The organism is Spiribacter sp. SSL99 (assembly GCF_009805925.1).
In the GTDB taxonomy this organism is placed as follows: domain Bacteria; phylum Pseudomonadota; class Gammaproteobacteria; order Nitrococcales; family Nitrococcaceae; genus Spiribacter; species Spiribacter roseus.
Map to the genome: position 1 here is coordinate 45101 of NZ_MAOM01000002.1, position 23713 is coordinate 68813.

Sequence of the window (23713 nt, forward strand, 5' to 3'; positions counted from 1 at the left end):
GGCGGATCAGTAGATATCGAAGGGGAAGTACTCGGCGTTGATCGCCTGATACGTCCCGTCGGCGCGGATCGCCTCAATGGCCTCACTGAAACGCGCGGCCAGGGCCTCGTCCCCCTTGCGCACGGCGATAGCGATCTTGTCATCGTCGTAGACCGGGTCGCCCTTGAACTCGTAAGCGGCGCCTTCGTCGCTCTCGAGCCACTCGTAGCTCACGTAGACGTCGGCGAGCACGGCATCCAGGCGACCGCTTTCAAGGTCCAGATAGGCGTTTTCCTGGGTGTCATAGACCCGGATGTCGGCCTCGGGGACATTGTCCTGCAACCACTGGGCGGCAATGGTCGCGCGCTGGGCGCCGATCACGGCATCGGACGCATCAGACGGGCCGAAATCGCTCTCGTTGGGGGCAATGAACTGCAGCTTGTTGGAATAGTAGGGCTCGCTGAAGCTCACGGCCTCCTGACGCTCGGGGGTGATGGACATCGAGGCGATGATGGCGTCGTAGCGACCCGCAATCAGGCCGGGGATGATGCCATCCCAGGACTGGGTGACCAGCTCGCAGTCAGCGCCCATTTCGGCGCACAGGGCCTCGGCGATGTCGACATCAAATCCTTTGACCTCGCCCGAGGCGTCGATGAAGTTGAAGGGCGGATAGGCGCCCTCAGTCGCGATTCGCAGCGTGTCCTGGGCCGATACGGGCAGGGCGATGAGGCTGCCGAGCAGCAGGGCGAACAGGGAACGGATCATGACAGTGTCACTCCTTTGGCTTCCGATAGATGGGTTGCGAGAAATGCGCGACAGCGCTCTGATCGGGGCTGACCGAAGACCTCGGAGGGCGGCCCCTGCTCTTCGATGCGTCCGGCGTCGAGGAATACGACGCGATGGGCGACATCGCGGGCAAAGCGCATCTCGTGGGTCACGATCAGCATGGTCCGGCCCTCTTCGGCGAGCTGCCGGATCACGCCCAGCACCTCGCCCACCAGCTCGGGGTCAAGGGCGGAGGTGGGCTCGTCAAAGAGGATGACGGCGGGCTTCATCGCCAGCGTCCGGGCAATGGCCGCGCGCTGCTGCTGGCCGCCCGACAGGAACGCCGGGTAGGCGTCCTTCTTATCGCCGAGCCCGACTTTCTCGAGCAGATGCTCGGCCTCGGCAACGGCCTGACGGCGGGAAAGGCCGGAGACATGGATCGGCGCCTCAATGACGTTCTCAAGCACGCTCATGTGAGGCCAGAGATTGAAGTTCTGGAACACGAACCCGATGCCCGCGCGCACCCGGGTGATCTGCTCGTGGTGGGCGGGGCGCAGCGTACCGTCGCGGCCGGCGCGCAGATCAATCGACTCACCGTTGAACAGGATCTCGCCGGCATCCGGGCGCTCAAGCAGGTTGACGCAGCGCAGCAGGGTGCTCTTGCCCGAGCCACTGGTCCCGATCAGCGCCACCACCTCCCCGCGCCGGGCGGTCAGGTCGATGCCCTTGATGACTTCCAGATCACCAAAACGCTTGTAAATCCCGCGCAGCTCGATCGCGGTCTCGTCCATGGGATTCCCCGGCGATATGACAGTGCAATGACTACATTAGCAGCGCAACATGGCGATGTCGCCCAATGCGCTCACGACGTCGGCGGGTGCAGGTCGATGATGATCGGATCGTGATCCGACAGCCGCCAGACGCCATGCCCCTCGCGCGCCAGATGCGCGGACTCATCGGCATTGATCGGCCAGACGCGGACCGCGGCGATGCGCGCGAGCATGCCGCGGTTGGCCAGTGCGTGATCGAGGTAGCCGGCACGACCGCGGTAGTTGTAGGTATACCGGTCGAGGGGCGTCACATGACGCGCCAGCAGATCGTGATACCCGGCGGTGGTCCATGCGCCAACCGCCCGCTCGGCTGGATAGGCATTGAGGTCGGCCAGCACCAGCAGTGGCGTGTCCGACGCGGGGCGGCCCGCCAGCCAGTCGATCATCGCCCGGCTCTGGGCCTGGCGCCGATCCGCCCAGCACCCTTCACCGCGATCGACATCGCCGCGCTGCGGGCAGCCACCCCGGGACTTGAAATGCGCGGCCGCCACACGGAATTCAGCCCCCGCCGGCGTCCGGAACCGGACGACAATGGGCTGCCGCGGATGGGCGGGGTGCGCCTGGCGATCAGCCGTCCGCCGGCTCAGGCGATCGGGGCGATACAGCACGACGCTGCGAATGACTGCGTCACCCCGGCCGTCCACGGCCGCGCGATAATCATCCGCCGGCGGCGTCGAGGCGTTCAGCAGGTTGACCAGATTGTCGACGGTAGCGGCATTGTTCTCGACCTCGTGAAGGGCCAGCAGATCCGGATCGAGGGCCTGCACAAGGTCCAGCAGGCGCTCGCGCTGGCGCTCGAAGGCGCGCTCGGTTGGTGCACCGCGGCCACGGCGGTCGGTGAAGTAGTTCTGCAGGTTGAGCTGCACCAGGCGCAGGCCCGGCCCGCGGGGTGGCGCCGCCGGGCGCGGATTGCGGGCCTGGAAGGACGGCGGCTCGGTGGGATGAATGCGCCAGCGCCCGAAGGCGCGGGTGAGGATCCCGGTCACCCGCTCGACCCGGTCGCCGGCCCGTCGGATGCCATCCCGGGTGTGCGGAACCGGCCGCGGGTCGCGCCGATAGCTGCCGTCATCGAGGAGCAGGTCCAGCCGCTCGCCGCCCTCAACCCCGTTGTTGGGATGAAACGGCCGCCCGCCCCGGGCGAGGCGCAGACTGCCATAGCGCCCCAGGTTGTAGACTTCGGCAATGCTGAGCGACCCGTCGATGCGCACCGGGCGGTCGCGCAGACGTGCGTAGGTCGTCGGATCCCCCGGCTCCAGCCGGACCGGGTCGACCGTACCCACCCCGCAGCGTGACATGGCCACGACCCGTTCGAGCTGGATCCGTCCGCGGTAACGCCCGGTATGGGCGCGGATCCGCAGGCGCGTCTGGCGATCCGGGGTTTCGGCGGTTGCCAGATCGGGGGCATAGACGAAAATCCCGGCCGGCGATGACTCGGAGACCAGATAGAACCCGTTCAGTCCGGAGTCGCCGGGGAAACGCCCGCTGACCAGGGCCTGGACCTCAACCTCCCGGCCGGCCGGCAGGGCCTCACCCTTCAGACCGAGGATTGCCGTGAGCGGAGTCGCCCCCGTTGCCCCGCATGCCGGACGGGCCTGAACGCCGGCGCTGGACAGCGCCAGAACCAGACCGATCAACCCGGCACCCAGCCACCAGCGCCTGCAGTCACCCGACGTTGTCATGCCTCAGACCGCCCGGTGGACATCGCGGATATTGCGCAGACCCACCATCCGCTGCATGACCCCACTCAGCTGATCGACGTCCGCCACCTCAACGGTCATGACCATGCGCGCCACCTGATCATCAGGATCGGTGCGGGTGTTGACCGCCGTCACATTGATGCCCTCGTTATTGAGCAGCGATGAGATGTCGCGGATCAGACCCGGGCGATCATAGGCCTCGACCACGATATCCACGGGATAGGCACGCCCCGACCCACGACTCCAGCTGACCTCGATGAGGCGCTCCGGCGTCGTCTCCTGCAACCGCCGGATGTTCGCACAGTCGCTGCGATGGACCGTGACCCCCTCATTGCGGGTGATGAAGCCGAGGATGGCGTCACCCGGCGTGGGCTGACAGCAGCGCGCCATCCGCGTCATCAGGTTGCCAACGCCATAGACGCTGATGTCGTCCTCGGGATCCGTTGGGGTCGAGGCACTGCCACTGCGGCGGCGCAGCAGCTGCTCGCGGCTTTCGGGCTCGGCGGGCAGCAGCCGGTCACGCAGCAGATGGGCGATCTGCCCGCCGGTCACATCGCCCCGCCCCAGGGCAGCCAGAAAATCGGGCAGCCGGGCGTAGCGTGACCGCGCGGCCAGTGACTCCAGATTGACGTCGGCAAGCCCCAGCCGATGGAGTTCGCGCTCGAGCAGCTCGCGGCCCAGCTGAATGGTCTTGTCCTGATCCTGCTGACGGAACCAGGCGCGCACTTTGGCCCGCGGGCGGGGCGAGTTGAGATAGCCCAGTGCCGGGTTGAGCCAATCGCGACTGGGCCGGGCATGGCGGGCGGTGAGGATCTCGACCTGGTCGCCGTTCTGCAGGGAGTGAGTCAGGGGGACCATTCGCCCGTTGACCCGCGCGCCCCGGCAGTGATGCCCGATCTCGCTGTGAATGGTGTAGGCGAAATCCAGCGGCGTGGTGCCCCTGGGCAGGTCGACCACATCGCCCCCGGGCGTAATCACATAGACGCGGTCCTCAAAGATTTCGGCACGGAAACGGTCGATGAGATCGCCATCGGTTTCACTGTCCGGTGTCGATTCGAGTAGCTGACGCAGCCAGGCAACCCGCGCATCGAAGTCGGGATCGGCACTGCGACCCTCCTTGTAGCGCCAGTGGGCGGCGATGCCCAGTTCGGCCTGGTCATGCATCTCGCGGGTGCGGATCTGGACCTCGACGGGGCGTCCACCCTCGCCCATCACGGCGGTATGCAGCGAGCGGTAGTCGTTCTCCTTGGGGCTGGCGATATAGTCGTCGAATTCGCGGGGAATCGGCTGCCAGAGGCTGTGAATGATCCCCAGCGCGGTGTAGCAGGCCGGCACGGTGTCCACCAGCACACGCACCGCGCGCAGGTCGAAGAGCTCGTCAAAACCCAGTCCCTTGCGCTGCATCTTCCGCCAGATGCTGTAGATGTGCTTGGGCCGGCCGCTGATCTCGGCGTTCAGGCCCGCCTCGGCCAGATGCGTGCCCAGACGCGCTTTCATGGCCTCGATGAAACGCTCGCGATCGACCCGGCGCTCGGCCAGCAGCCGGGCGATGCGCTTGTAGCTGTCGGGGTCGAGATAGCGGAACGACAGATCCTCGAGCTCCCACTTGATCTGCCAGATGCCCAGCCGGTTCGCCAGCGGCGCATGCAGGTCGAGGGTTTCACGGGCCACCTGCTGGCGTTCGGCCTCGGGCAGGGCGCCCAGAAGGCGCAGATCATGCAGGCGCTCGGCCAGCACCAGAAACACCACCCGAATATCCCGCGCCATCGCCAGCAGCATCTTGCGCAGCGCCTCGGCACGCTTGCCCTCCTGCGCGCTACCCGACCCCGCATGCAGACGACTGACCTGCCCCATCCGCAGGCCACCCTCCACGAGGCTGGCGACCGTGGCGCCGGCCTGCCCGGCAATGGCGGCGAGGTCCGGCCCGCCCGCGTCCGGCAGGTCGTGCAGAAGCCCCGCAATCACGGTATCGGCGTCAAGCTCGAGGCTGCTCAGGATGTCCGCCACCGCGACGGCATGATCGAAGCGGCGGTCCCCGGCCGCACGCCGATCATCACCATAGTGAGCGGCGGCGTACTCCCAGGCCGCGGTCAGCCGGGCGCGCTCTTCCGCCCCCGGCGACCGGGGCATGGCGGCGATCCACTCCGCCGCGGACTGATCACCGGGCCGATCGACGACCGGATTGTCGCTCACTTTCACCATGTTTCAGATTCTAGCGCCTATGGGTATTGAATATCCATACAGTACTGTATAGATTGACAGTTACATCGAAGCCATACCGGTCGCCAACCATGAACACGCTGACACCTCGTCAGGATCAGATCCTCCAGCTTATCCAGCGCTTTCTGGCGCGTACCGGCTACCCGCCCACACGCAGCGAAATCGCGGCGGAGCTCGGATTCCGATCGGCCAACGCCGCCGAGCAGCACCTGCGGGCCATCGCGCGCAAGGGTTTCATCACCCTTCAACCCGGCGCATCACGCGGCATCCGCCTCTGCGACCGGGGGGCCGTCGCCAGCGACGATGTCGACGCCGCCGAGGCGGACGGACTGCCGGTGGTCGGCCGTGTGGCGGCGGGCAGCCCCCTACTGGCGGAAGCACATATCGACCACCACTACCGGGTCAGCGACGGTCTGTTCTCGCCGGATGCGGATTATCTGCTGCGGGTCCGCGGCATGAGCATGCGCGACGCCGGCATCCTCGACGGCGACCTGCTCGCCGTGCATTCCACCACCGACGTCCGCGACGGCCAGATCGTCGTCGCCCGCATTCAGGACGAGGTCACCGTCAAACGTTTCTCCCGCACCGGCCATCGGGTCCGGTTGCTCCCGGAAAACCCCGAATTCGCGCCCATTGAACTCGACCTGCGACACGAGGAACTCGTCATTGAGGGAATCGGTGTCGGTGTCATCCGTTCCGGGCTCTAACGCTGAATCGACAGGAGGTTCATCATGAAGGAAGCCATTCACGAGCTGCTTGACCAGCCCGGCATCTGGCGCGCCAACGATCCGCAGCGCGGGGGTTCGGACGCCGCCCTCGACCATATACCCAGCGGCTTCGCGGCACTGGATCGGGTATTGCCCGGTGGCGGTTTTCCCGGCAGCGCCCTCACCGAGATCCTCCACGAGGGCCATGGCGTCGGCGAGCTGCGGCTGGTCATGCCGGCCCTCGCACGGCTGTCGCGCAGCGGTCGATGGATCGCCATGATCGCTCCCCCCTTCGTGCCCTATGCACCGGCACTCGCCGCCCAGGGGATCGACCTGTCGCGGCTGCTGATCGTCCACCCGGGGGATCAGCCCCAGGCGCTGTGGTCCATCGAACAGGCCCTCAGAAGCGGGACCTGCGCGGCCGTGCTGGCCTGGCCCAGCCGCTGTGACGATCGCAGCCTGCGGCGTCTTCAGCTGGCAGCCGAATCCGGGGACAGTCTCGCCCTGCTGTTCCGTGACGCCGCCGCCGCGCAGGAGCGCTCACCAGCGGCACTCCGGCTGGCACTCGGGGAGAGCAGCGCTCAGCAGCTCAACCTCCGGGTACTCAAGTGCCGGGGCACACCGCCCGGGTCGGTGGCACTCGACAGCTGGTCGACGGCGCCCGTGCGCACACAACAGCCCCTGCCGCTGGAGGACTGAGGGGCCATTCCCTCATGGGTGAATGAACGGCAATGCTCTGGTTGTGCCTGCATTTCCGCGAATTGCCGGTGGAGTGCTTCAGCAGCGGCGGGGACAACGCCCAACCGCTATTTGTCTCCGAGGCGGGCCGTGTCATCGGTGCCAACCGGCCGGCGCGACGCCTGGGGATCCGCCCCGGCATGCTGCCGACAGCTGCCCGGGCAATCAGCGAAGCGGGGCTTCACCGCATCCGCGATCCCCAGCGCGAACGCCGCACGCTGGAGCACCTGGCGACCTGGGCCCTGCAGTTCACGCCGCGGGTAAGCCTCCAGCCGCCCGAGGGGCTGCTTCTGGAGGTGGCCGGAAGCCTGCACTACTTCCAGGGGCTCGAGTCACTGCGCCAGCGAATCTCGGCGGGCCTTGAGCAACGCGGGCATCGGGCCGGAACCGGCATCGCCCCGACACCCACTGCGGCGTGGATGCTGGCCCGGGCGGGCGACAGCACGCCGGTCACGACCCGCGCGGCACTGGCCGATCGGCTCGCGCCCCTGCCAGTCCACGCACTGCCACTGGAAAAACGGGTTCGCGACGCCCTGGAAGGTCTGGGTTGCGAATGCGTGGATGCCGTCCGGTCGCTGCCCAGCGATGGCGCCACCCGGCGACTGGGCCGCCCGCTGCTCGAAACACTCCAGCGGGCCCACGGAGAGCGCCCCGATCCACGCCAGGACTGGCAGCCGCCCGGTCAGTTCGAGCAACTCATCGACTGCCCCGAGGCGGTTGCGGACGTGGCCGGCCTCCATCCCTTGATCCAGCAGCTGCTGGATACGCTCTGCAGCCATCTGCGCGAGCGCGATACTGCCATCATGCGGCTGTGGTTCATGCTCTGGCACCGCGACCGCGATCCAACCTGCCTGCCCGTGGGGGTCATGTCGCCAACCCGCGATGCCAGTCACCTGAAATGGCTGGTCGAGCGACGTTTCGAGCGTCTCGAGCTGACGGCCGACGTCACCGCGGTTACTCTGCGCGCTGGCCGCTTCCATGCCATGCAGGCGACAAGCGGGGCATTCGACCTGCTCGACCGCGATGACCGGCCGGCGCGGGACGCGAACTGGGAAGCACTCATCGAAACCTTCGACAGCCGACTCGGCGAGGAACGCGTCTGCATGATCACCCCCATGGCCGAACATCGACCCGAGCGGGCCTGGGCCTATCGACGGCCTGCCAGGGTCGACCCGTCAGCGCCCTCGCCCTGCACCGGCGCGCGACCCGCCTGGTTGCTCGAACGTCCGCTGCCACTGCGCAGCTGCCAGGGACGCCCGCAGTACCACAACGCCCCGCTGGTGCTCGAGACGGGGCCCGAGCGCATCGAGACCGGCTGGTGGGACGGGCTCGATGTCACCCGCGACTACTACCACGCATGCACCGCCGAGGGGCGTCGCGTCTGGATATTCCGTAATCGGCGCGGACCGCGCGACTGGTATCTGCACGGGATATTCGCCTGATATGCCCGCGGGTCACTTCAGGTTCGCGCCGGGCCGCGGCATGGCGCTCGTGGCAGTGGCGGCCCTGCTCTGGAGCACCACCGGGGTCGTCTCGCGGGTGCTGTTCGAGCAGACCGAGATCTCGCCATTGATGGTGGCGTTCATCCGGCTGGCCGTGGCCGCGCCGTTGTTCACGGCAATCGGTCTTCTCCACCAGGGGCGCGGCTTCCTGCGCCTGCCACCCGCCACCGGCCGCTGGCTACTGCTGCTCGGGCTGGCCCAGGCGGGTTTCCAGGTGGGATATCTGAGCTCGGTGGAAAAGATCGGTGCCGGTCTGGCCACGTTGATCACTCTCTGCCTGGCGCCGGTTCTTGTTGCCCTGCTGGGCACGCTGCTGCTGGGCGAAGCACTGACCCGCCGCGTCCTCACGGCCCTGGCCCTCGCGATTGCCGGCACCGCCCTGCTGGTGATCTCCCCCCAGGCCATGAACATTGGTGAAGGCCTCTGGGCCGGCGTCGGCTACGGACTGTTCGCGGCCGGCGTGTATGCCGCCTTCACCCTGATCAGTCGCCATGCCGCCGATCACGTCCACCCCATGCAGAGCGCCGCGCTGGGGTTCGGAGTGGGTGCACTGGTGATGGTGCCGGCATTATCCATGGAGGGTCTGGCACCGCTGATCGAGACCGCGGCCCTGACGGTACCGGCCCTCGCCTATCTGGCGCTGATCCCCACTACGCTCGGATATGTCTGCTTTTTCAGTGGGCTGCGCCACACCACGGCCACCATTTCGAGCATCCTCGTGTTACTGGAGCCACTGGGTGCGGCGCTACTGGCCTGGGCCCTGCTGGGCGAGGCCCTCGGCCCGTTCGGACTACTCGGCGCCATCATGCTGACCTTGGCGGTCATGGGCCTCACCGTACCGGGTTTCGCTCGACGACTGCTCGGCTGACCCATCATGGCAAACGTCGACGCGACCTATGCCGAGCTTCACTGCATCAGCAACTTCAGCTTTCTGCGCGGGGCCTCACATCCCGAAGAGCTGGTGCGCCGGGCGGCGGCCCTTGGCTACCGGGCACTCGCGCTGACCGATGAATGCTCCCTCGCCGGTGTGGTCCGGGCCCATGCCGCCGCCCGCGATGGCGACCTGTCGCTCATCATCGGCAGTGAATTCCGGCTGGCGGACGGCCTGCACCTGGTACTGCTGGCCCCGGACCGGTCGGCCTATGCCCGGCTGTCGGCGCTGATCGCGCTGGGCCGCAGCCAGGCCGACAAGGGTCACTATCGGCTCGAGCGCAGCGATCTTCAGGATGGTGTCCCCGGCTGTCTGGCACTGCTGGTCACCCAGCCGGACAGCCCCGCGGAAGACGCTGCCTGGATCCGGCGCACATTCCCCGATCGGGCCTGGCTTACCACCGCCATCCAGCGCGATGGCCGCGACGCCGAAAGAATCCGGCATTGCCAGGACCTTGCCCATCGTCATGACCTGCCGGCCGTGGCAAGCGGTGGCATCGTGATGCATCGCCGCGGGCGAAGGGCATTGCAGGACACCCTCACCGCCATCCGCCACGGCCGACGGCTCAGCGAGCTGGGCGCGGCCGCGATGGCCAATGGCGAGCGTCACCTGCGCCCGGGACGCCACATCGCCCGCGATTATCCCCGGGCCATGATCAGCGAAACCCTGCGGATCGCCGAGCGCTGCCATTTCAGTCTCGACGAACTGCGCTATGAATACCCCGAAGAGCTGGTCCCCGCCGAGCATACCCCCGCCAGCTGGCTGCGCGACCGGGTGGAGGCCGGGGCCCGGGCACGCTGGCCCGACGGCGCCCCGGCATCGGTCCACGCGGCCATCGAGCACGAGCTCGCCCTGATCCGCGAGCTGGCCTATGAGCCGTTCTTTCTGACCGTTCACGATATGGTCGAATTCGCCCGCCGCCAGGGCATCCTCTGCCAGGGGCGCGGCTCGGCGGCCAACTCCACCGTCTGCTATTGCCTGGGGATCACCGCGGTGGATCCGGCCCGGTCGAGCCTGCTGTTCGAGCGTTTCATCTCGCGCGAGCGCAATGAACCGCCGGACATTGATGTCGACTTCGAGCACGACCGGCGCGAGGAGGTCATTCAGTACATCTACCGCAAATACGGCCGGCATCGGGCGGCCCTGGCCGCCACGGTGATCTGCTACCGCCCCCGAAGCGCAGTGCGCGACGTCGGCAAGGCGCTGGGACTGGATGGCGATCAGATCGAACGCCTCACCGGCACCCTGCAGTGGTGGGATGGACAGTCCATCGAGCCCGAGCGACTCATCGAGGCGGGATTCGATCCGGACAATCCCATGATCCATCGCCTCCTGACACTGGTCCATGAACTGGTGGGATTCCCGCGTCACCTCTCCCAGCACGTCGGCGGTTTCGTGATCAGTCAGGGCCCGCTCAGCGAGCTGGTGCCCACCGAGAATGCGGCCATGGCCGGACGCAGCATCATCCAGTGGGACAAGGACGACCTCGAGACACTGGGACTGCTCAAGGTCGACTGCCTCGCCCTGGGCATGCTCAGCGCCATCCGGCGCAGCCTGGCACTGATCGAGCGGCATTACGGACGCCTGCTGGCGCTGGCGGATATCCCGGCCGAGGATCCGGCGGTTTACGACATGCTGGGTCGTGCCGATACCGTGGGGGTCTTTCAGGTGGAGTCGCGGGCGCAGATGGCCATGCTGCCGCGGCTTCGGCCACGCTGCTTCTATGATCTGGTCATCGAGATTTCCATCGTTCGTCCGGGACCGATTCAGGGCGACATGGTGCACCCGTATCTGCGACGCCGGGCCGGGCAGGAAGCCGTGGATTATCCCAGCGACGCCGTTCGCGGCGTCCTCGAGCGCACCTTGGGCGTACCGATTTTCCAGGAGCAGGTCATGCAGCTCGCCATTGTCGCGGCGGGCTTCAGCCCGGGCGAAGCCGATTCACTGCGTCGCGCCATGGCCGCCTGGAAAAAGCGTGGCGGGCTGGGGCCATTCAGGGAGCGTTTACTCGAGGGCATGCGCGAGCGTGGCTATGCACCCGAGTTCGCGGAGCGATTGTTCGAGCAGATCTGCGGGTTCGGCGATTATGGCTTCCCCGAATCCCATGCCGCCAGTTTTGCCCTGCTCGTCTATGTCTCGGCCTGGCTCAAGTGCCACTACCCGGCGGTCTTCACCTGTGCACTGCTCAACAGCCAGCCCATGGGCTTTTACGCCCCCGCGCAGCTGGTTCGCGACGCCCGTGCCCATGGCGTCGAGGTGACCGGCGTTGATGTGCGTTTCAGCGACTGGGACTCCACCCTCGAGCGCGATCGCGACTCGACGGCGGCACCCAGTCTGCGGCTGGGCATGCGCCTGGTCCGCGGACTGAGCACACAGGCCGCGCGGCGCCTGTGCCAGACCCGCGAGCAGGACGGGCCGTTTCGCGATGTCGCCGATCTTGCCCGGCGCGCCCGTCTCGACCGGGGCAGCCTGCGGGCACTGGCCGACGCCGGGGCCCTGGCCGGCATCGGCGGGCATCGCCGCCGGGCCTGGTGGCAGGTGCTGGGCATCGAGGCGCGCGGCCCGCTGCTTGCATCAACGCCGGCCCGGGAATCCACGCCGGACCTGCCCGCACCTTCCGAGGCCGAAGATCTGCTGGGCGACTATCGCGGCCTGGGGCTCAGCCTGGGCCGCCATCCGCTGGCGCTGCTTCGGCCACGACTCCGTCAACAGGGGTTTCGGCCGGCCACGGAACTGGCCGATCACGGTCATCGCCGCATCGCCCGGGCAGCGGGCCTGGTCATCAATCGCCAGCGCCCGGGCGCGGCGGGTGGCGTGGTTTTTCTGACCCTCGAAGACGAAACCGGCAGCGTCAACGTGGTGGTCTGGAAGGACCTTGCCGAGCGCCAGCGCCCGCAGGTGATCGGCGCGCGGCTGCTCGGCGTCATCGGTATCTGGGAGCAGCGCGACGATGTCTGCCACCTGGTTGCCGGACGACTCGAGGATCACAGCCACCTTCTGGGCGAACTGCAGACCCGATCACGGGATTTCCACTGACGGCGCGCACCCGGTGGCGATAGGATAGGGGCATTCAGTCAACCGGACGCCCATTGATCCAGCCCATGCACAACGCGATGTCGAGCCCCCCGGCGGTCACCGAAGCCGGCCAGATCCTGGAATCGGTCTTTGGCTATTCGCAGTTCCGTGGCCGCCAGGCCGAAATCATCGAGCATGTCATCAATGGCGGTGACGCCCTGGTGCTGATGCCCACGGGGGGCGGCAAATCCCTGTGCTACCAGATCCCGGCGCTGGTGCGCCCCGGGGTCGCGGTGGTCATTTCGCCGCTGATCGCGCTGATGACCGACCAGGTCAGCGCCCTGCGACAGCAGGGGGTACGGGCGGCGGCGCTCAATTCGAGCCTGCCCGCCGAGACCCGCGCCGAGACCGAGCGCGCCCTGCAGGCCGGTACGATCGATCTGCTGTACGTGGCCCCGGAGCGGCTGCTGAACAGCGATCTGATGCATCGGCTGAGCGCCATCGACGTGGCCCTGTTCGCCATCGACGAGGCGCACTGCGTATCACAGTGGGGGCATGATTTCCGGCCCGAGTACCAGCAGCTCGGCGCCATCGGCGAGCGCTTCCCCCATGTCCCGCGGCTCGCCCTCACCGCCACGGCGGATCAGCGCACCCGCGAGGAGATCCGCAGCGGACTGCTGCCTGATGACGCCGCTTCGTTCGTATCGAGCTTTGACCGGCCCAACATCCGCTACGAAGTGGGCCTCAAGGAACGGCCCCGGGAGCAGCTGCTGGCGTTCATCCGCAGCCGTCATGCCGGTGAGTCGGGGATCGTCTACTGCATGTCGCGGCGCGCCACCGAGCAGATCGCCGATTGGCTGAATACCCGTGGCATCCCTGCACTGGCCTATCATGCCGGGCTGGAGCAGACCCTGCGCGCCCACCACCAGGCCCGTTTTCTGCGCGAGGAAGGGCTGGTGATGGTGGCCACGGTGGCCTTCGGCATGGGCATCGACAAACCCGATGTCCGCTTTGTCGCCCACCTCGACCTGCCCAAGACCCTCGAGGCCTACTACCAGGAGACCGGCCGGGCCGGCCGCGACGGCCTGCCCGCGGATGCCTGGCTGGTCTATGGCCTGCAGGACATTTACCGCATCCGTCAGATGGGGGCCGAATCCAGCGCCGGCGAGGGGCACAAGCGCCGCGAAAAACAGCGTCTGGAGGCCCTGCTGGGTTTTTGCGAAACCCACGAATGCCGACGTCCCACCCTGCTGGGGCATTTTGGCGAGCACTATGCGGGACGCTGCGAGTACTGCGACAACTGCCAGTCCCCTCCGCGCACCTGGGACGCGGCGGACCCGGCCCGCCGGCTGCTCTCCTGCGTCTATCGGACCGGGCAGCGGTTCGGCGCGGCCCACGTCATCGACGTGCTGCTGGGCCAGGACAACGACCGCATCCGGCAGCGCGGCCACGACCAGCTGAGCACCTTCGCCATCGGCACCGACCTGTCACGCAGCACCTGGCAGTCGGTGATCCGCCAGCTGCTGGCGCATGGCTACCTCGAACCCGACCCAGAGGGCCATGGCGGTCTGCGCCTGAATGACGCGTGTCGGCCCCTGCTGCGGGGGGAACAGGGACTCGAGCTGCGCGAGGATCTGCCCGCCCAGCGGCCTCAGTCCCGGGCCCGGGTCGCCGCATCGGATGTGGCCATGGCGCCGGACACCTGGGCGGCGCTGCGCGCCCAACGCCGCCGACTGGCGGAAACCGAGGGGGTTCCACCCTACGTCATCTTTCACGATGCCACGCTGCTCGCGATGGTCGAGCAGCATCCGCGCAGTCTTGAAGAATTCGCGGCACTGCCTGGCGTCGGCGCCCGCAAGCTCGAGCGCTACGGCGAAGCCTTTCTGGAGACCCTGGCCACACTGCCCGACCCCGCCAGTCGCTGACGCGTTAGACTGAGCGGATGGCAGTTTCACAGTACCTGGGCGTCTTTCGCTACAGCCGCCGCGCCATCGAACTAGTCTGGCAGACCAGTCGCCTGCTGACCCTGGTGCTGGCCACCGGCACGCTCGTCGCCGGCCTGCTGCCGGCCGCCGCCGCCTGGGTCGGACAGCTGATCGTCGATGGGGTGGTCGCGGCCATTGATGCCCGCCAGGGCATTCCCACCGAACTGCTCTGGCTGGTCGCCCTCGAGGGGGTGATCATGATGGGCATCGCCGGGGCCCAGCGCGCCATCCAGATCGCCCAGTCGCTGCTGCGCGCCCAGCTCGGGCAGCGGGTCAACGTCATGATTCTGGAAAAGGCCCAGTCGCTGCAGCTCGCCGATTTCGAAGACTCGGAATTCTATGACAAGTTGACTCGTGCCCGGCGCGAGGCCTCGAGCCGGCCGCTCAGCCTGGTCAACCGCACCTTCGGCCTGATCCAGAACGGCATCTCGCTGGCCAGCTTTGCCGGCCTGCTGCTCGGCTTCTCGCCCTGGGCGGTGCTGATTCTGGTGCTGGCGGGACTGCCGCAGTTTTTCTCTGAGGCGAAGTTCTCGGGCGATGCGTTTCGGCTGTTCCGCTGGCGCAGCCCCGATACCCGCCGGCAGATGTATCTGGAGACCGTTCTGGCCCGCGAGGACAGCGCCAAAGAGGTCAAGCTCTTCCAGCTGGGTCCTTTGCTGCTGCAGCGCTATCGCGACATCTTCAAACGGCTCTATCGCGAGGACCGTCGCCTGACACTGCGGCGCGATCTGTGGGGCTTTGCCCTGGGGCTGATCGCCACGCTGGCATTCTATGGCACCTATGCGTGGATCGTGGTGACCACCGTCGCCGGGCGCATCACGCTGGGTCAGATGACCATGTACCTGAGCGTTTTCCGACAGGGCCAGAGCGCGGTCAGCGCAAGCCTGACGGCCATCAGCGGGATGTACGAGGACAACCTCTACCTGTCCAACCTGTACGAGTATCTCGAACAGCCGGTGAGTGTGGGTCAGGGCGAAGCCACCGCCGGCGACATCCCCGGTGATGGTCTGCGCTTCGAGTCGGTGAGCTTTCGCTATCCCGGCAGTGACAGTGACGCGCTCAGCGATGTGTCGCTGCATCTGACACCCGGGCGCAGCATTGCGCTGGTGGGCAGCAACGGCTCCGGCAAGACCACGATGATCAAGCTGCTGGCCGGACTGTATTCACCCACCGCCGGGCGCATCCTGCTCGATGGCACCGATCTGCGTGACTGGGACAGCGCCGCCCTGCGCGAGCGGATCGGCATCATTTTCCAGGATTTCATGCGCTACCAACTGCCGGTCGGCGAGAACATCGGCGCCGGCGACGTGGCGCATTTCCAGGACGAGGAACGCTGGCAGCGCGCTGCCCAAAAGGGACTGGCGGAGACCTTCATCGAGGAGATTCCCGGCGGCTACCACGCCCAGCTGGGTCGCTGGTTCCGCGACGGCCGCGAGCTCTCGGGCGGTCAGTGGCAGAAGATCGCGGTCGCCCGCGCCTTCATGCGTGAGGGCGCCGATGTGCTGGTGCTGGACGAGCCGACCGCGGCGATGGATGCCGCCGCCGAGGCGGAGATCTTCGAGCACTTCCGCACGCTGACTGAAGACCGTATGGCGATCCTCATTTCACACCGCTTTTCCACCGTGCGGATGGCCGACGAAATCCTCGTGGTCGACGCCGGCCACATCATCGAGCGCGGCGACCACGACTCGCTGCTGGCCGCCGACGGCCACTACGCCCGGTTGTTCCGGCTGCAGGCGGCGGGCTATCAGTGATGCCGGGCGGCCGGCGATCACTGATCTGGCTCGAGGGTGACGCCGGGACCTGTCGGCATCAGGCGCTGACGCTGCTCACGCAGTGGCCGGCGTCGCGGATCGGCTGGATCGGTGCCCCGCTGACGGGATGGCCCGGCCCACTCGCCCCGCGGCTGCAACCGCTGCCACCCGGCCATGGGCGAGCGCTGCTTGGCCAGACCCTGGCGGCGGGGGTGATTGATGCCCATGTGGACCTTGATCCGGATGACCTGGGCGCCCTTGTGGGCACCATCGACGGTAACGGCATGGCCGTGTTGCTGACGCCCCCGGCGGAAGACTGGCCACTCCAGGCCGGCGCCGGGGACTCGGTGTTCATCCGCCGCCTGGCCGACTGCCTCGCCCATGACCCGGCCGTGCACCGCTCCACTCGGGTCATACCCTGTCCGCGGCCCGCCGCTCTGTCCGCGACGTCACCCGATGATCGGCCGACCACCGATCAGCGCAGGATCATCCGGGCCATCACGACCCTTGCCGAGCGGCCCGGCGGAGGCACATTACTGGTGACCGCTGACCGTGGCCGGGGCAAATCCGCCGCCCTCGGCATGGCGCTGCAGGCGCTGGAGCCCCATCGTCCCGCCCGTCTCACCGCTCCGTCCCGGGCGGCCGCCGCGACCGCGATCAGCCGCGCCGGGGACGCGGCCCCGCGGTTCATTGCCCCCGAGGACGTCACGCCGGACGACTCACTGCTACTCATCGACGAGGCGGCCGCCCTGCCGCTGCCGCTGATCGTTCGACAGGTCAATGACAACCCGCGCTGCGTGCTGACGGGCACGGTGCACGGCTACGAAGGCAGTGGTCGGGGCCTGATCCTGCGACTGGCCGAGGCCCTCAGCCAGCGTCCACTCGAGCATCTGATCATGCACCAGCCGGTCCGCTGGGCGGCGGATGACCCCCTCGAGGCGCTCATCGACCGCCTCCTGCTGTTGAGTGCCGAGCCCGATGGGCCCGCGCCCGCGGGTCCGGTCACGGTCACCGCCATCAGCGCCGCGGATCTGGCCGCCGACGAATCGGACCTGCGCGATGCCTTCGGGCTGCTCGTGGCCGGCCACTACCAGACACGTCCCCGGGATCTGCGTCAGCTGCTCGACGATCCGGCCATCCGCCTGTACACCGCCCGCAGTCAGGGCCGGATTGTCGGCATTCTGGCGGCCCGCATCGAAGGCGGTCTGGATGCCGACCTATGCCACGAGATCCACCGGGGCCGACGCCGCCCCGCCGGGCATCTGATCGCCCAGTCGCTCACCTTTCATGCCGGCGTGGCGGAGGCCGCGCGACACCACGGACGGCGCATCCAGCGCATTGCCGTGCGTGGCGACTGCCGGCGCCAGGGAATCGGTCGACGGCTGATCGCAGCGGCCCGGCAGGATGCACAGGCGGCCGGCGAGGACTGGCTCGGCACCAGTTTCGGGATGACGGCCGGGTTGCTGGATTTCTGGATGGCCTGCGGGTTGACGCCGGTGCGCGTGGGCAATCACCAGGATGCCCGCAGCGGGACATTCTCGGTTATCCTTCTCCAAGGGTTGAATGCGATGGGCAGGCAGCTGTATCGGGAGGCCGGCCTGCGCCTGGCGGTGCACCTGCCCGACCAACTGAACCACAGCCTCCGCGATCTGTCTTCTGAGCTGCGCAAGCGGCTCTGGCGCGACCCGCCGGACGAGTCTGCGCGGCGGCGCATCGACACCGCCGACCTGCGCGCCTTCGCCCTGGGGCATCGCCCGCTGCTCGACACCCATGGCGCACTCTGCCGGTGGGCGGCATCGAGCGCCGCCGGCGCCGTCCGCCGCGCGCACGACCGGGCATTGCTTGCCGCCGCGGTCGAGACACCCCAGGAGGCCGGCGCCCTGGCCCGTGCCGGCGGCGTGGCAGGACGCCGGGCGGCGATCGCCCGACTGCGCCAATTGATTGCCCAAAGCCCGAGGATCAACGATGAGTGATTCCAGCATCCGCATTCGCGGTGCCCGCCAGAACAACCTTCGCAACCTGGATCTGGACCTGCCCACTGGCGAGTTCACGGTCATCACCGGCGTCTCCGGGTCGGGCAAGTCGTCGCTCGCCTTCGACACCATTTATGCCGAAGGCCAGCGCCGCTATGTGGAGACCTTCTCGCCCTACGCGCGGCAGTTTCTCGACCGCATGGACCGGCCCGCCACCGACCGGGTCGAGGGGATCCCACCCGCCATTGCCATCGACCAGACCAATCCGGTCCGCACCTCGCGCTCCACCGTGGGCACGATGACCGAGCTCAATGACCACCTCAAGCTGCTGTTCGCGCGGGGCGCAAGGCTTTTCTGCGCCGGCTGCGGCCGCCATGTCACCCGCGATACCGCCGAGGGGGTCTATCACCAGCTCCAGCAGCGCTGTCCCGCCTCACGGGTGGTGATCGGTTTTGACACCCCCATTCCCGAGCAATACAGCGCCGCAGAACTGCGTACGCTCCTCGAGCGCCAGGGCTATACCCGCATCCGCGAACTCGACGACCACCATCTGCGCGTCACCCAGGATCGAGTCCGGGTCGAGGCGGGACGTCGCGACCGGCTGGTGGAGGCCGCCGAGGCCGCCTTCCGGCATGGCCGCGGCCACCTGGTGGTGGAGGTCCTCGATGATGCGCGCGAGCCGATCGCCGAGCACCGCTTCTCCCAGGCCCTGCACTGCGCCGACTGCGACCGCCATTACCGCGATCCCAGCCCCAGCCTTTTCTCGTTCAACTCCCCGGTGGGGGCCTGCGAGACGTGTCGGGGGTTTGGTCGCATCATGGGCATTGACGATGGCCTGGTCATTCCCGACCCGTCCAGGAGCCTCGCCGGCGGCGCCATCCGCCCGTGGCAGTCCGGCAAATCGGCGGAATGCCAGAAGGATCTGATGCGCCATGCACGCCGCCGTGGGGTTGCCACGGATATCCCATGGCGTGATCTGCCGGCGGCGGATCGTGAGTGGGTGCTCGAGGGTGACGGTCGCGGCCGCAATGACTGGTATGGCGTCCGCGGTTTTTTCGACTGGCTGGAGTCGAAGAGCTACAAGATGCACGTCCGGGTGCTGCTGTCGAAATATCGCAGCTACGACCTCTGCCCCGACTGCGAGGGCGCCCGACTCAATCCCGAGGCACTGCTCTGGCGCCTGGGCGATCATGCCGAGGCGAATGCAGCGATGGATCCCGCCGAGCGCCATCGGCCGCGCGGGCTCACCCTCGGGGCATCCCGGTTTGAGGCCCTGCCGGGCCTCAACATGCACGACCTGATGACCCGGCCGCTCAGTCAGGCCGAGGCCTTCTTTGCCGCCCTGCAACTGCCGCCGCCGATGGACGAGGCGGTGCCCCTGCTCCTCGAGGCCATCCAGACCCGACTGGGCTTTCTGGCTCAGGTGGGGGTGGGGTACCTGACCCTTGACCGCCAGTCGCGGACACTGTCCGGCGGAGAGGTCCAGCGCATCAACCTGACCACCGCCCTGGGCACCTCGCTGGTCAATACGCTGTTTGTGCTCGATGAGCCGAGCATCGGTCTGCATCCCCGCGATATCGGGCGTATCACCCGCGTGATGCATCAACTCCGCGATGCCGGCAACACGCTGCTGGTGGTCGAGCATGATCCCGACATCATGCGCGCCGCCGACCGGGTGATCGATATCGGCCCCGGACCGGGACGCGCCGGGGGCCAGATCATGTTCAATGGCACGCCGCAGGCGCTGGCCGCGGACACCCGATCCCTGACCGGTGCCTATCTGCAGGGGCGCCGCCAGGTGGCGGCCAGCGACCAGCCGCCGGCGCGGCCGGCGCCGGAGCAGTGGCTGAGAATCCGCGGCGCGCGCGAGCACAACCTGACCGGCATCGACGTGGACCTACCCTTCAACCGCCTGGTGTGCCTGACCGGCGTCTCGGGCTCGGGTAAATCCACCCTGCTTGAATCGATCCTCTATCGGGGATTGCGCAAACGGCTGGGCGAGGCGGTGGACCCGCCCGGTGAGCACGACGCCATCGAGCATGACCGGCCGATCGATGAGGTGGTGCTGGTGGATCAGTCCGCCATCGGCCGCACCACACGCTCCAACCCGGCCAGTTATGTCGGCGCCTTCGACCCGATCCGCAAGGCCTTCGCCCGCGAGCCACTGGCCCGCGAGCGCGGTTATACCGCCGGCACGTTCAGCTTCAATGCCGGTGCCGGCCGCTGCCCGGCCTGCGGCGGCAACGGCTTCGAGCATATCGAGATGCAGTTCCTGTCCGATGTATATCTGCGCTGCCCGAACTGCGACGGGCGCCGTTACCGCGATGCCGTGCTCGAGGTGCGTCTGGCCCCGGCGGCGGAATGCGACCGCGCACCGGCTTCCATCGCCGAGTGCCTGGACATGACCGTGGACGAGGCGCGGGGCTTTTTCGCCGATCAGCCGGATGTGCTGCGCGGCCTCGAGCCGCTGGCCGCGGTAGGCCTGGGGTACATGACCCTGGGTCAGCCGGTGCCGACCCTGTCCGGCGGCGAAGCCCAGCGCCTCAAGCTGGCCGGGCACCTGGCCAAGGCCCGCCGGCGCGGCGGCGGCCACAAGCTGTTTCTGTTCGACGAGCCCACCACGGGCCTGCATTTCGAGGACATCCGGGTCCTGCTCACTGCCCTCGAGCGGCTGCTCACCGTGGGTCACTCCGTCATTCTCATCGAGCATAATCTTGACGTCATGAGCGCCGCCGACTGGTTGGTGGATCTGGGTCCGGAGGGCGGGACCGGTGGCGGACAGCTGCTGGCGGCCGGCCCGCCCGCGACGGTCATGCAGGTCGAGGCAAGTCACACCGGCATCGCGCTCAAGCGCTACCTGGCCGAGCAGGCCGCCCCAGGCGATGCCGCCGTGGCGGTGGCCGAGCCCGCCGGCCCCGTTACCACGCCCCGGCCGCCGAAAGCGGTCGAGATCCGCAATGCCCGCGAGCACAACCTGCGTGGCATCGATGTGCGCATCCCCCAGGAAAAGCTCACCGTCATCACCGGCCTGTCGGGATCGGGCAAAAGCACGGTCGCCTTCGACATCCTGTTCAACGAGGGGCAGCGGCGTTATCTGGAATCGCTCAATGCCTATGCCCGTCAGTTCGTGCAGCCGGCGGCACGGCCGGATGTTGATGCGGTGTTCGGCATCCCGCCCACCGTGGCCATCGAGCAGCGCACCAGTCGCGGCGGGCACAAGAGCACCGTGGCGACGATGACCGAGCTGCATCATTTTCTGCGCCTGTTGTTCGTCAAGCTGGGCACGCAGTACTGCCCACAATGCGACCGCCCCATCCAGGAGCAGAGCCAGGCGTCCATCGCCGCGCGGCTGCTGGAAGACCACCGTGGCGAGGCCATTACGCTGTACGCCCCCCTGGTGGTGGCGCGCAAGGGCTACTACACCGATCTCGCCCAATGGGCGGCCGGCAAGGGGTTCACCCATCTGCATGTCGACGGCACGGATCAACCGACCGACAATTGGCCGCGGCTGGATCGCTACCAGGAGCATGACATCGACCTGCCGGTGGTCACGCTGACCCCCGACCCCGCCCGGGAGAAGGCACTGGACAGCGCCCTGGAGCATGCCCTCGGCTATGGCAAGGGCCAGGTCCGGGTCGCCACCGCCGACGGCCAGTCAACCCTGTATTCCACCCAACGCGCCTGTCCGGGCTGCAATCGCAGTTTCGCCCCGCTCGACCCGCGGCTGTTTTCCTACAACACCCGGCATGGCTGGTGCCCGCGCTGCTTTGGCACGGGCGTGCTGATCCAGGGCTTTGATGAAGACCAGACCGGGGAGGAGCGTCAATGGCGCCAGACCGACGAGGACCCGGCCCGCCCCTGCCCGGCCTGCCATGGCCATCGGCTTCGGCCCGAGGCGCTGTCGGTGCGGTTTCTGGACCGCGGGATCGCCGATTATGGCGAATTCTCGGTGGAGCAGGCGGCGGCGTTCTTCCGCGACGTTGCCCTCGAGCCCCGCCAGGCCCTGATCGCCGATGATGTCATCGCCGAGCTCAGGAGCCGCCTGGGCTTTCTTGAGGCCGTAGGCCTGGGCTATCTGACCCTCGACCGTGCCGCGCCCACCCTGTCGGGCGGCGAAGCGCAGCGCATCCGGCTGGCCGCCCAGCTCGGTTCCAACCTCCAGGGGGTGTGCTACATCCTCGACGAACCCACCATCGGCCTGCATGCCCGGGACAACCGCATGCTGCTGGACACCCTTTCGGCCCTGGAGGCCAAGGGCAACACGCTGGTGGTGGTCGAGCATGACGAGGACACCATCCGTCGGGCGGAGCATGTCATTGATCTGGGCCCCGGCGCGGGCGTGGAAGGCGGTCGCATCGTCGCCGAGGGACGCCTCGAGGAATTACTCGACAACCCCGATTCAGTGACCGGGCGCGCGCTGGCGCATCCCCTGACCCATCCCCTGCGCGGTCAGCGTCGTGACCCGCATGCCGCCGATGCGATCGAACTCAAGGATGTTCGGGCCCACAACCTTTGTGGCGTCAATGCCCGCCTGCCGCTGGCGCGCCTGATCGGTGTCAGCGGGGTATCCGGATCGGGCAAGAGCACACTGGTCCGCGATGTCCTGCATGGCAGCCTCGCCGGTCGCCTGGGGCGGCGCGGCGACCCCGACCGCCCGACCCGCGGCTGCCGATCCATCCGTGGCTGGGAATCCCTGGATCGTGTCCTCGAGGTGGATCAGACCCCGATTGGCAAGACGCCGCGCTCCTGCCCCGCGACCTATGTCGGCATCTACGACGAGATCCGGCGGCTGTTCGCCCAGACCGAGGAGGCGCGTATCCGCGGCTACGGGCCCGGGCGGTTTTCGTTCAACACCCGCGACGGCCGCTGTCCGGAATGCGAAGGTCAGGGCATGCGTCGGGTGGAGATGAATTTTCTGCCGGATGTCACCGTGCCCTGCGAGAGCTGCCACGGGCAGCGCTTTACGCCGGAAACACTCGCGGTCACCTGGCGCGGCTGCTCGATCGGCGAGGTGCTGAACATGGAGATCGATCGGGCGGTGGACTTCTTCGCCGCCCATCACCGCCTCCATCACACGCTCGGACTGCTCCGCGACACCGGGCTGGGCTATCTGACCCTGGGTCAGCCCAGCCCGACCCTGTCCGGCGGCGAGGCGCAACGCATCAAGCTGGTCAGCGAGCTGGCAAAGGCACGCCCCGAATCCGGCGGTGCACGGGCGGCGAAGACGCTCTACATCCTCGATGAGCCCACGGTGGGCCTGCACATCGCCGACGTCGAGCGCCTGATCGGTGTCCTCCACCGGCTGGTGGAGGCAGGCCACAGCGTGGTCGTCATCGAACACAACCTCGACATCCTCGCCGAGGCGGACTGGCTGATCGATCTGGGCCCGGAAGGCGGTGATGGCGGCGGGCGCATCGTCGCTCAGGGCACGCCTGAGCAGGTCTGCCGCAACACCACCTCCCACACCGGCCGGTTGCTCGGCGAGTTCATGGGCGCCCGGCGCTGATCAGTCCCGCCCGCCCCGCTTGAAAGCCGCCAGACGCTGCCGGTCGCGGCGGTCGGGGCGATGATCAGGCCGCGGCCGGCAGCGTCTGGCGGCTTTCAAGCGGGGCGGGCG

General features: G+C 68.0%; 13 protein-coding genes. 9 read left to right on the top strand and 4 right to left on the bottom strand.

Annotated elements, in window-relative coordinates; translation table 11 throughout:
* Positions 1 to 6: 6 nt before the first annotated feature.
* From BA899_RS00700 to relA, 4 genes are all read right to left on the bottom strand, one after another.
* On the bottom strand, positions 7 to 744 hold the full coding sequence (locus BA899_RS00700) for an ABC transporter substrate-binding protein (protein WP_083217700.1): 738 nt from the start codon (positions 742 to 744) through the stop codon (positions 7 to 9).
* Positions 741 to 1535 carry an ABC transporter ATP-binding protein gene (locus tag BA899_RS00705; RefSeq protein WP_069134253.1) on the bottom strand — a complete coding sequence of 265 codons (795 nt, stop codon included), beginning with the start codon at positions 1533 to 1535 and terminating at the stop codon, positions 741 to 743. Before BA899_RS00705 ends, BA899_RS00700 begins: the two co-directional genes overlap by 4 nt.
* 71 nt (positions 1536 to 1606) lie before the next feature.
* Complete coding sequence (locus tag BA899_RS00710; protein ID WP_159299414.1) at positions 1607 to 3253, bottom strand: ExeM/NucH family extracellular endonuclease; 1647 nt, start codon at positions 3251 to 3253, stop codon at positions 1607 to 1609.
* 3 nt (positions 3254 to 3256) lie between these two features.
* Positions 3257 to 5473, bottom strand: coding sequence for a GTP diphosphokinase (relA, locus tag BA899_RS00715; RefSeq protein WP_159299415.1), 2217 nt, complete (start codon positions 5471 to 5473; stop codon positions 3257 to 3259).
* A gap of 89 nt (positions 5474 to 5562) precedes the next feature.
* Here relA and lexA point away from each other — a divergent pair, with 89 nt between their 5' ends.
* The 9 genes from lexA (at position 5563) to uvrA (ending at position 23602) form a co-directional block, all read left to right on the top strand.
* On the top strand, positions 5563 to 6198 hold the full coding sequence (gene lexA, locus BA899_RS00720; protein WP_069134250.1) for a transcriptional repressor LexA: 636 nt from the start codon (positions 5563 to 5565) through the stop codon (positions 6196 to 6198).
* A 24-nt stretch (positions 6199 to 6222) separates the two neighbouring features.
* Positions 6223 to 6897: a translesion DNA synthesis-associated protein ImuA gene (gene imuA, locus BA899_RS00725; protein ID WP_069134249.1), complete on the top strand. Its 675-nt coding sequence runs from the start codon at positions 6223 to 6225 to the stop codon at positions 6895 to 6897.
* Between the two features lie 32 nt (positions 6898 to 6929).
* A complete protein-coding gene (locus tag BA899_RS00730; RefSeq protein WP_159299416.1) occupies positions 6930 to 8378 on the top strand; it encodes a DNA polymerase Y family protein in 1449 nt (482 codons plus the stop codon).
* Between the two features lie 40 nt (positions 8379 to 8418).
* Entirely contained in the window at positions 8419 to 9306 is an 888-nt protein-coding gene (locus tag BA899_RS00735) for an EamA family transporter (protein ID WP_159299417.1), read from the top strand.
* 6 nt (positions 9307 to 9312) lie between these two features.
* Positions 9313 to 12405 carry an error-prone DNA polymerase gene (locus BA899_RS00740; protein WP_200833020.1) on the top strand — a complete coding sequence of 1031 codons (3093 nt, stop codon included), beginning with the start codon at positions 9313 to 9315 and terminating at the stop codon, positions 12403 to 12405.
* Between the two features lie 65 nt (positions 12406 to 12470).
* Positions 12471 to 14309 carry a DNA helicase RecQ gene (recQ, locus tag BA899_RS00745; RefSeq protein ID WP_159299418.1) on the top strand — a complete coding sequence of 613 codons (1839 nt, stop codon included), beginning with the start codon at positions 12471 to 12473 and terminating at the stop codon, positions 14307 to 14309.
* A 17-nt stretch (positions 14310 to 14326) separates the two neighbouring features.
* Positions 14327 to 16123 (top strand): ABC transporter ATP-binding protein, encoded by a 1797-nt coding sequence (locus BA899_RS00750; protein ID WP_159299419.1) that lies wholly within the window; start codon positions 14327 to 14329, stop codon positions 16121 to 16123.
* On the top strand, positions 16123 to 18096 hold the full coding sequence (locus BA899_RS00755) for a GNAT family N-acetyltransferase (RefSeq protein ID WP_235013271.1): 1974 nt from the start codon (positions 16123 to 16125) through the stop codon (positions 18094 to 18096). The genes BA899_RS00750 and BA899_RS00755 overlap by 1 nt, the downstream gene beginning before the upstream one ends.
* The gene (uvrA, locus tag BA899_RS00760) at positions 18089 to 23602 is read left to right on the top strand and encodes an excinuclease ABC subunit UvrA (RefSeq protein WP_159299421.1); all 5514 of its coding nucleotides are present in this window, start codon (positions 18089 to 18091) and stop codon (positions 23600 to 23602) included. Before BA899_RS00755 ends, uvrA begins: the two co-directional genes overlap by 8 nt.
* The last annotated feature ends 111 nt before the right edge of the window (positions 23603 to 23713 follow it).

What these genes read in the sequence shown, in the direction of transcription:
- BA899_RS00700 (WP_083217700.1), bottom strand. Translation starts at nt 744, where the DNA reads ATGATCCGTTCCCTGTTCGCCCTGCTGCTCGGCAGCCTCATCGCCCTG.
- BA899_RS00705 (WP_069134253.1), bottom strand. Translation starts at nt 1,535, where the DNA reads ATGGACGAGACCGCGATCGAGCTGCGCGGGATTTACAAGCGTTTTGGT.
- BA899_RS00710 (WP_159299414.1), bottom strand. Translation starts at nt 3,253, where the DNA reads ATGACAACGTCGGGTGACTGCAGGCGCTGGTGGCTGGGTGCCGGGTTG.
- relA (WP_159299415.1), bottom strand. Translation starts at nt 5,473, where the DNA reads ATGGTGAAAGTGAGCGACAATCCGGTCGTCGATCGGCCCGGTGATCAG.
- lexA (WP_069134250.1), top strand. Translation starts at nt 5,563, where the DNA reads ATGAACACGCTGACACCTCGTCAGGATCAGATCCTCCAGCTTATCCAG.
- imuA (WP_069134249.1), top strand. Translation starts at nt 6,223, where the DNA reads ATGAAGGAAGCCATTCACGAGCTGCTTGACCAGCCCGGCATCTGGCGC.
- BA899_RS00730 (WP_159299416.1), top strand. Translation starts at nt 6,930, where the DNA reads ATGCTCTGGTTGTGCCTGCATTTCCGCGAATTGCCGGTGGAGTGCTTC.
- BA899_RS00735 (WP_159299417.1), top strand. Translation starts at nt 8,419, where the DNA reads ATGGCGCTCGTGGCAGTGGCGGCCCTGCTCTGGAGCACCACCGGGGTC.
- BA899_RS00740 (WP_200833020.1), top strand. Translation starts at nt 9,313, where the DNA reads ATGGCAAACGTCGACGCGACCTATGCCGAGCTTCACTGCATCAGCAAC.
- recQ (WP_159299418.1), top strand. Translation starts at nt 12,471, where the DNA reads ATGCACAACGCGATGTCGAGCCCCCCGGCGGTCACCGAAGCCGGCCAG.
- BA899_RS00750 (WP_159299419.1), top strand. Translation starts at nt 14,327, where the DNA reads ATGGCAGTTTCACAGTACCTGGGCGTCTTTCGCTACAGCCGCCGCGCC.
- BA899_RS00755 (WP_235013271.1), top strand. Translation starts at nt 16,123, where the DNA reads ATGCCGGGCGGCCGGCGATCACTGATCTGGCTCGAGGGTGACGCCGGG.
- uvrA (WP_159299421.1), top strand. Translation starts at nt 18,089, where the DNA reads ATGAGTGATTCCAGCATCCGCATTCGCGGTGCCCGCCAGAACAACCTT.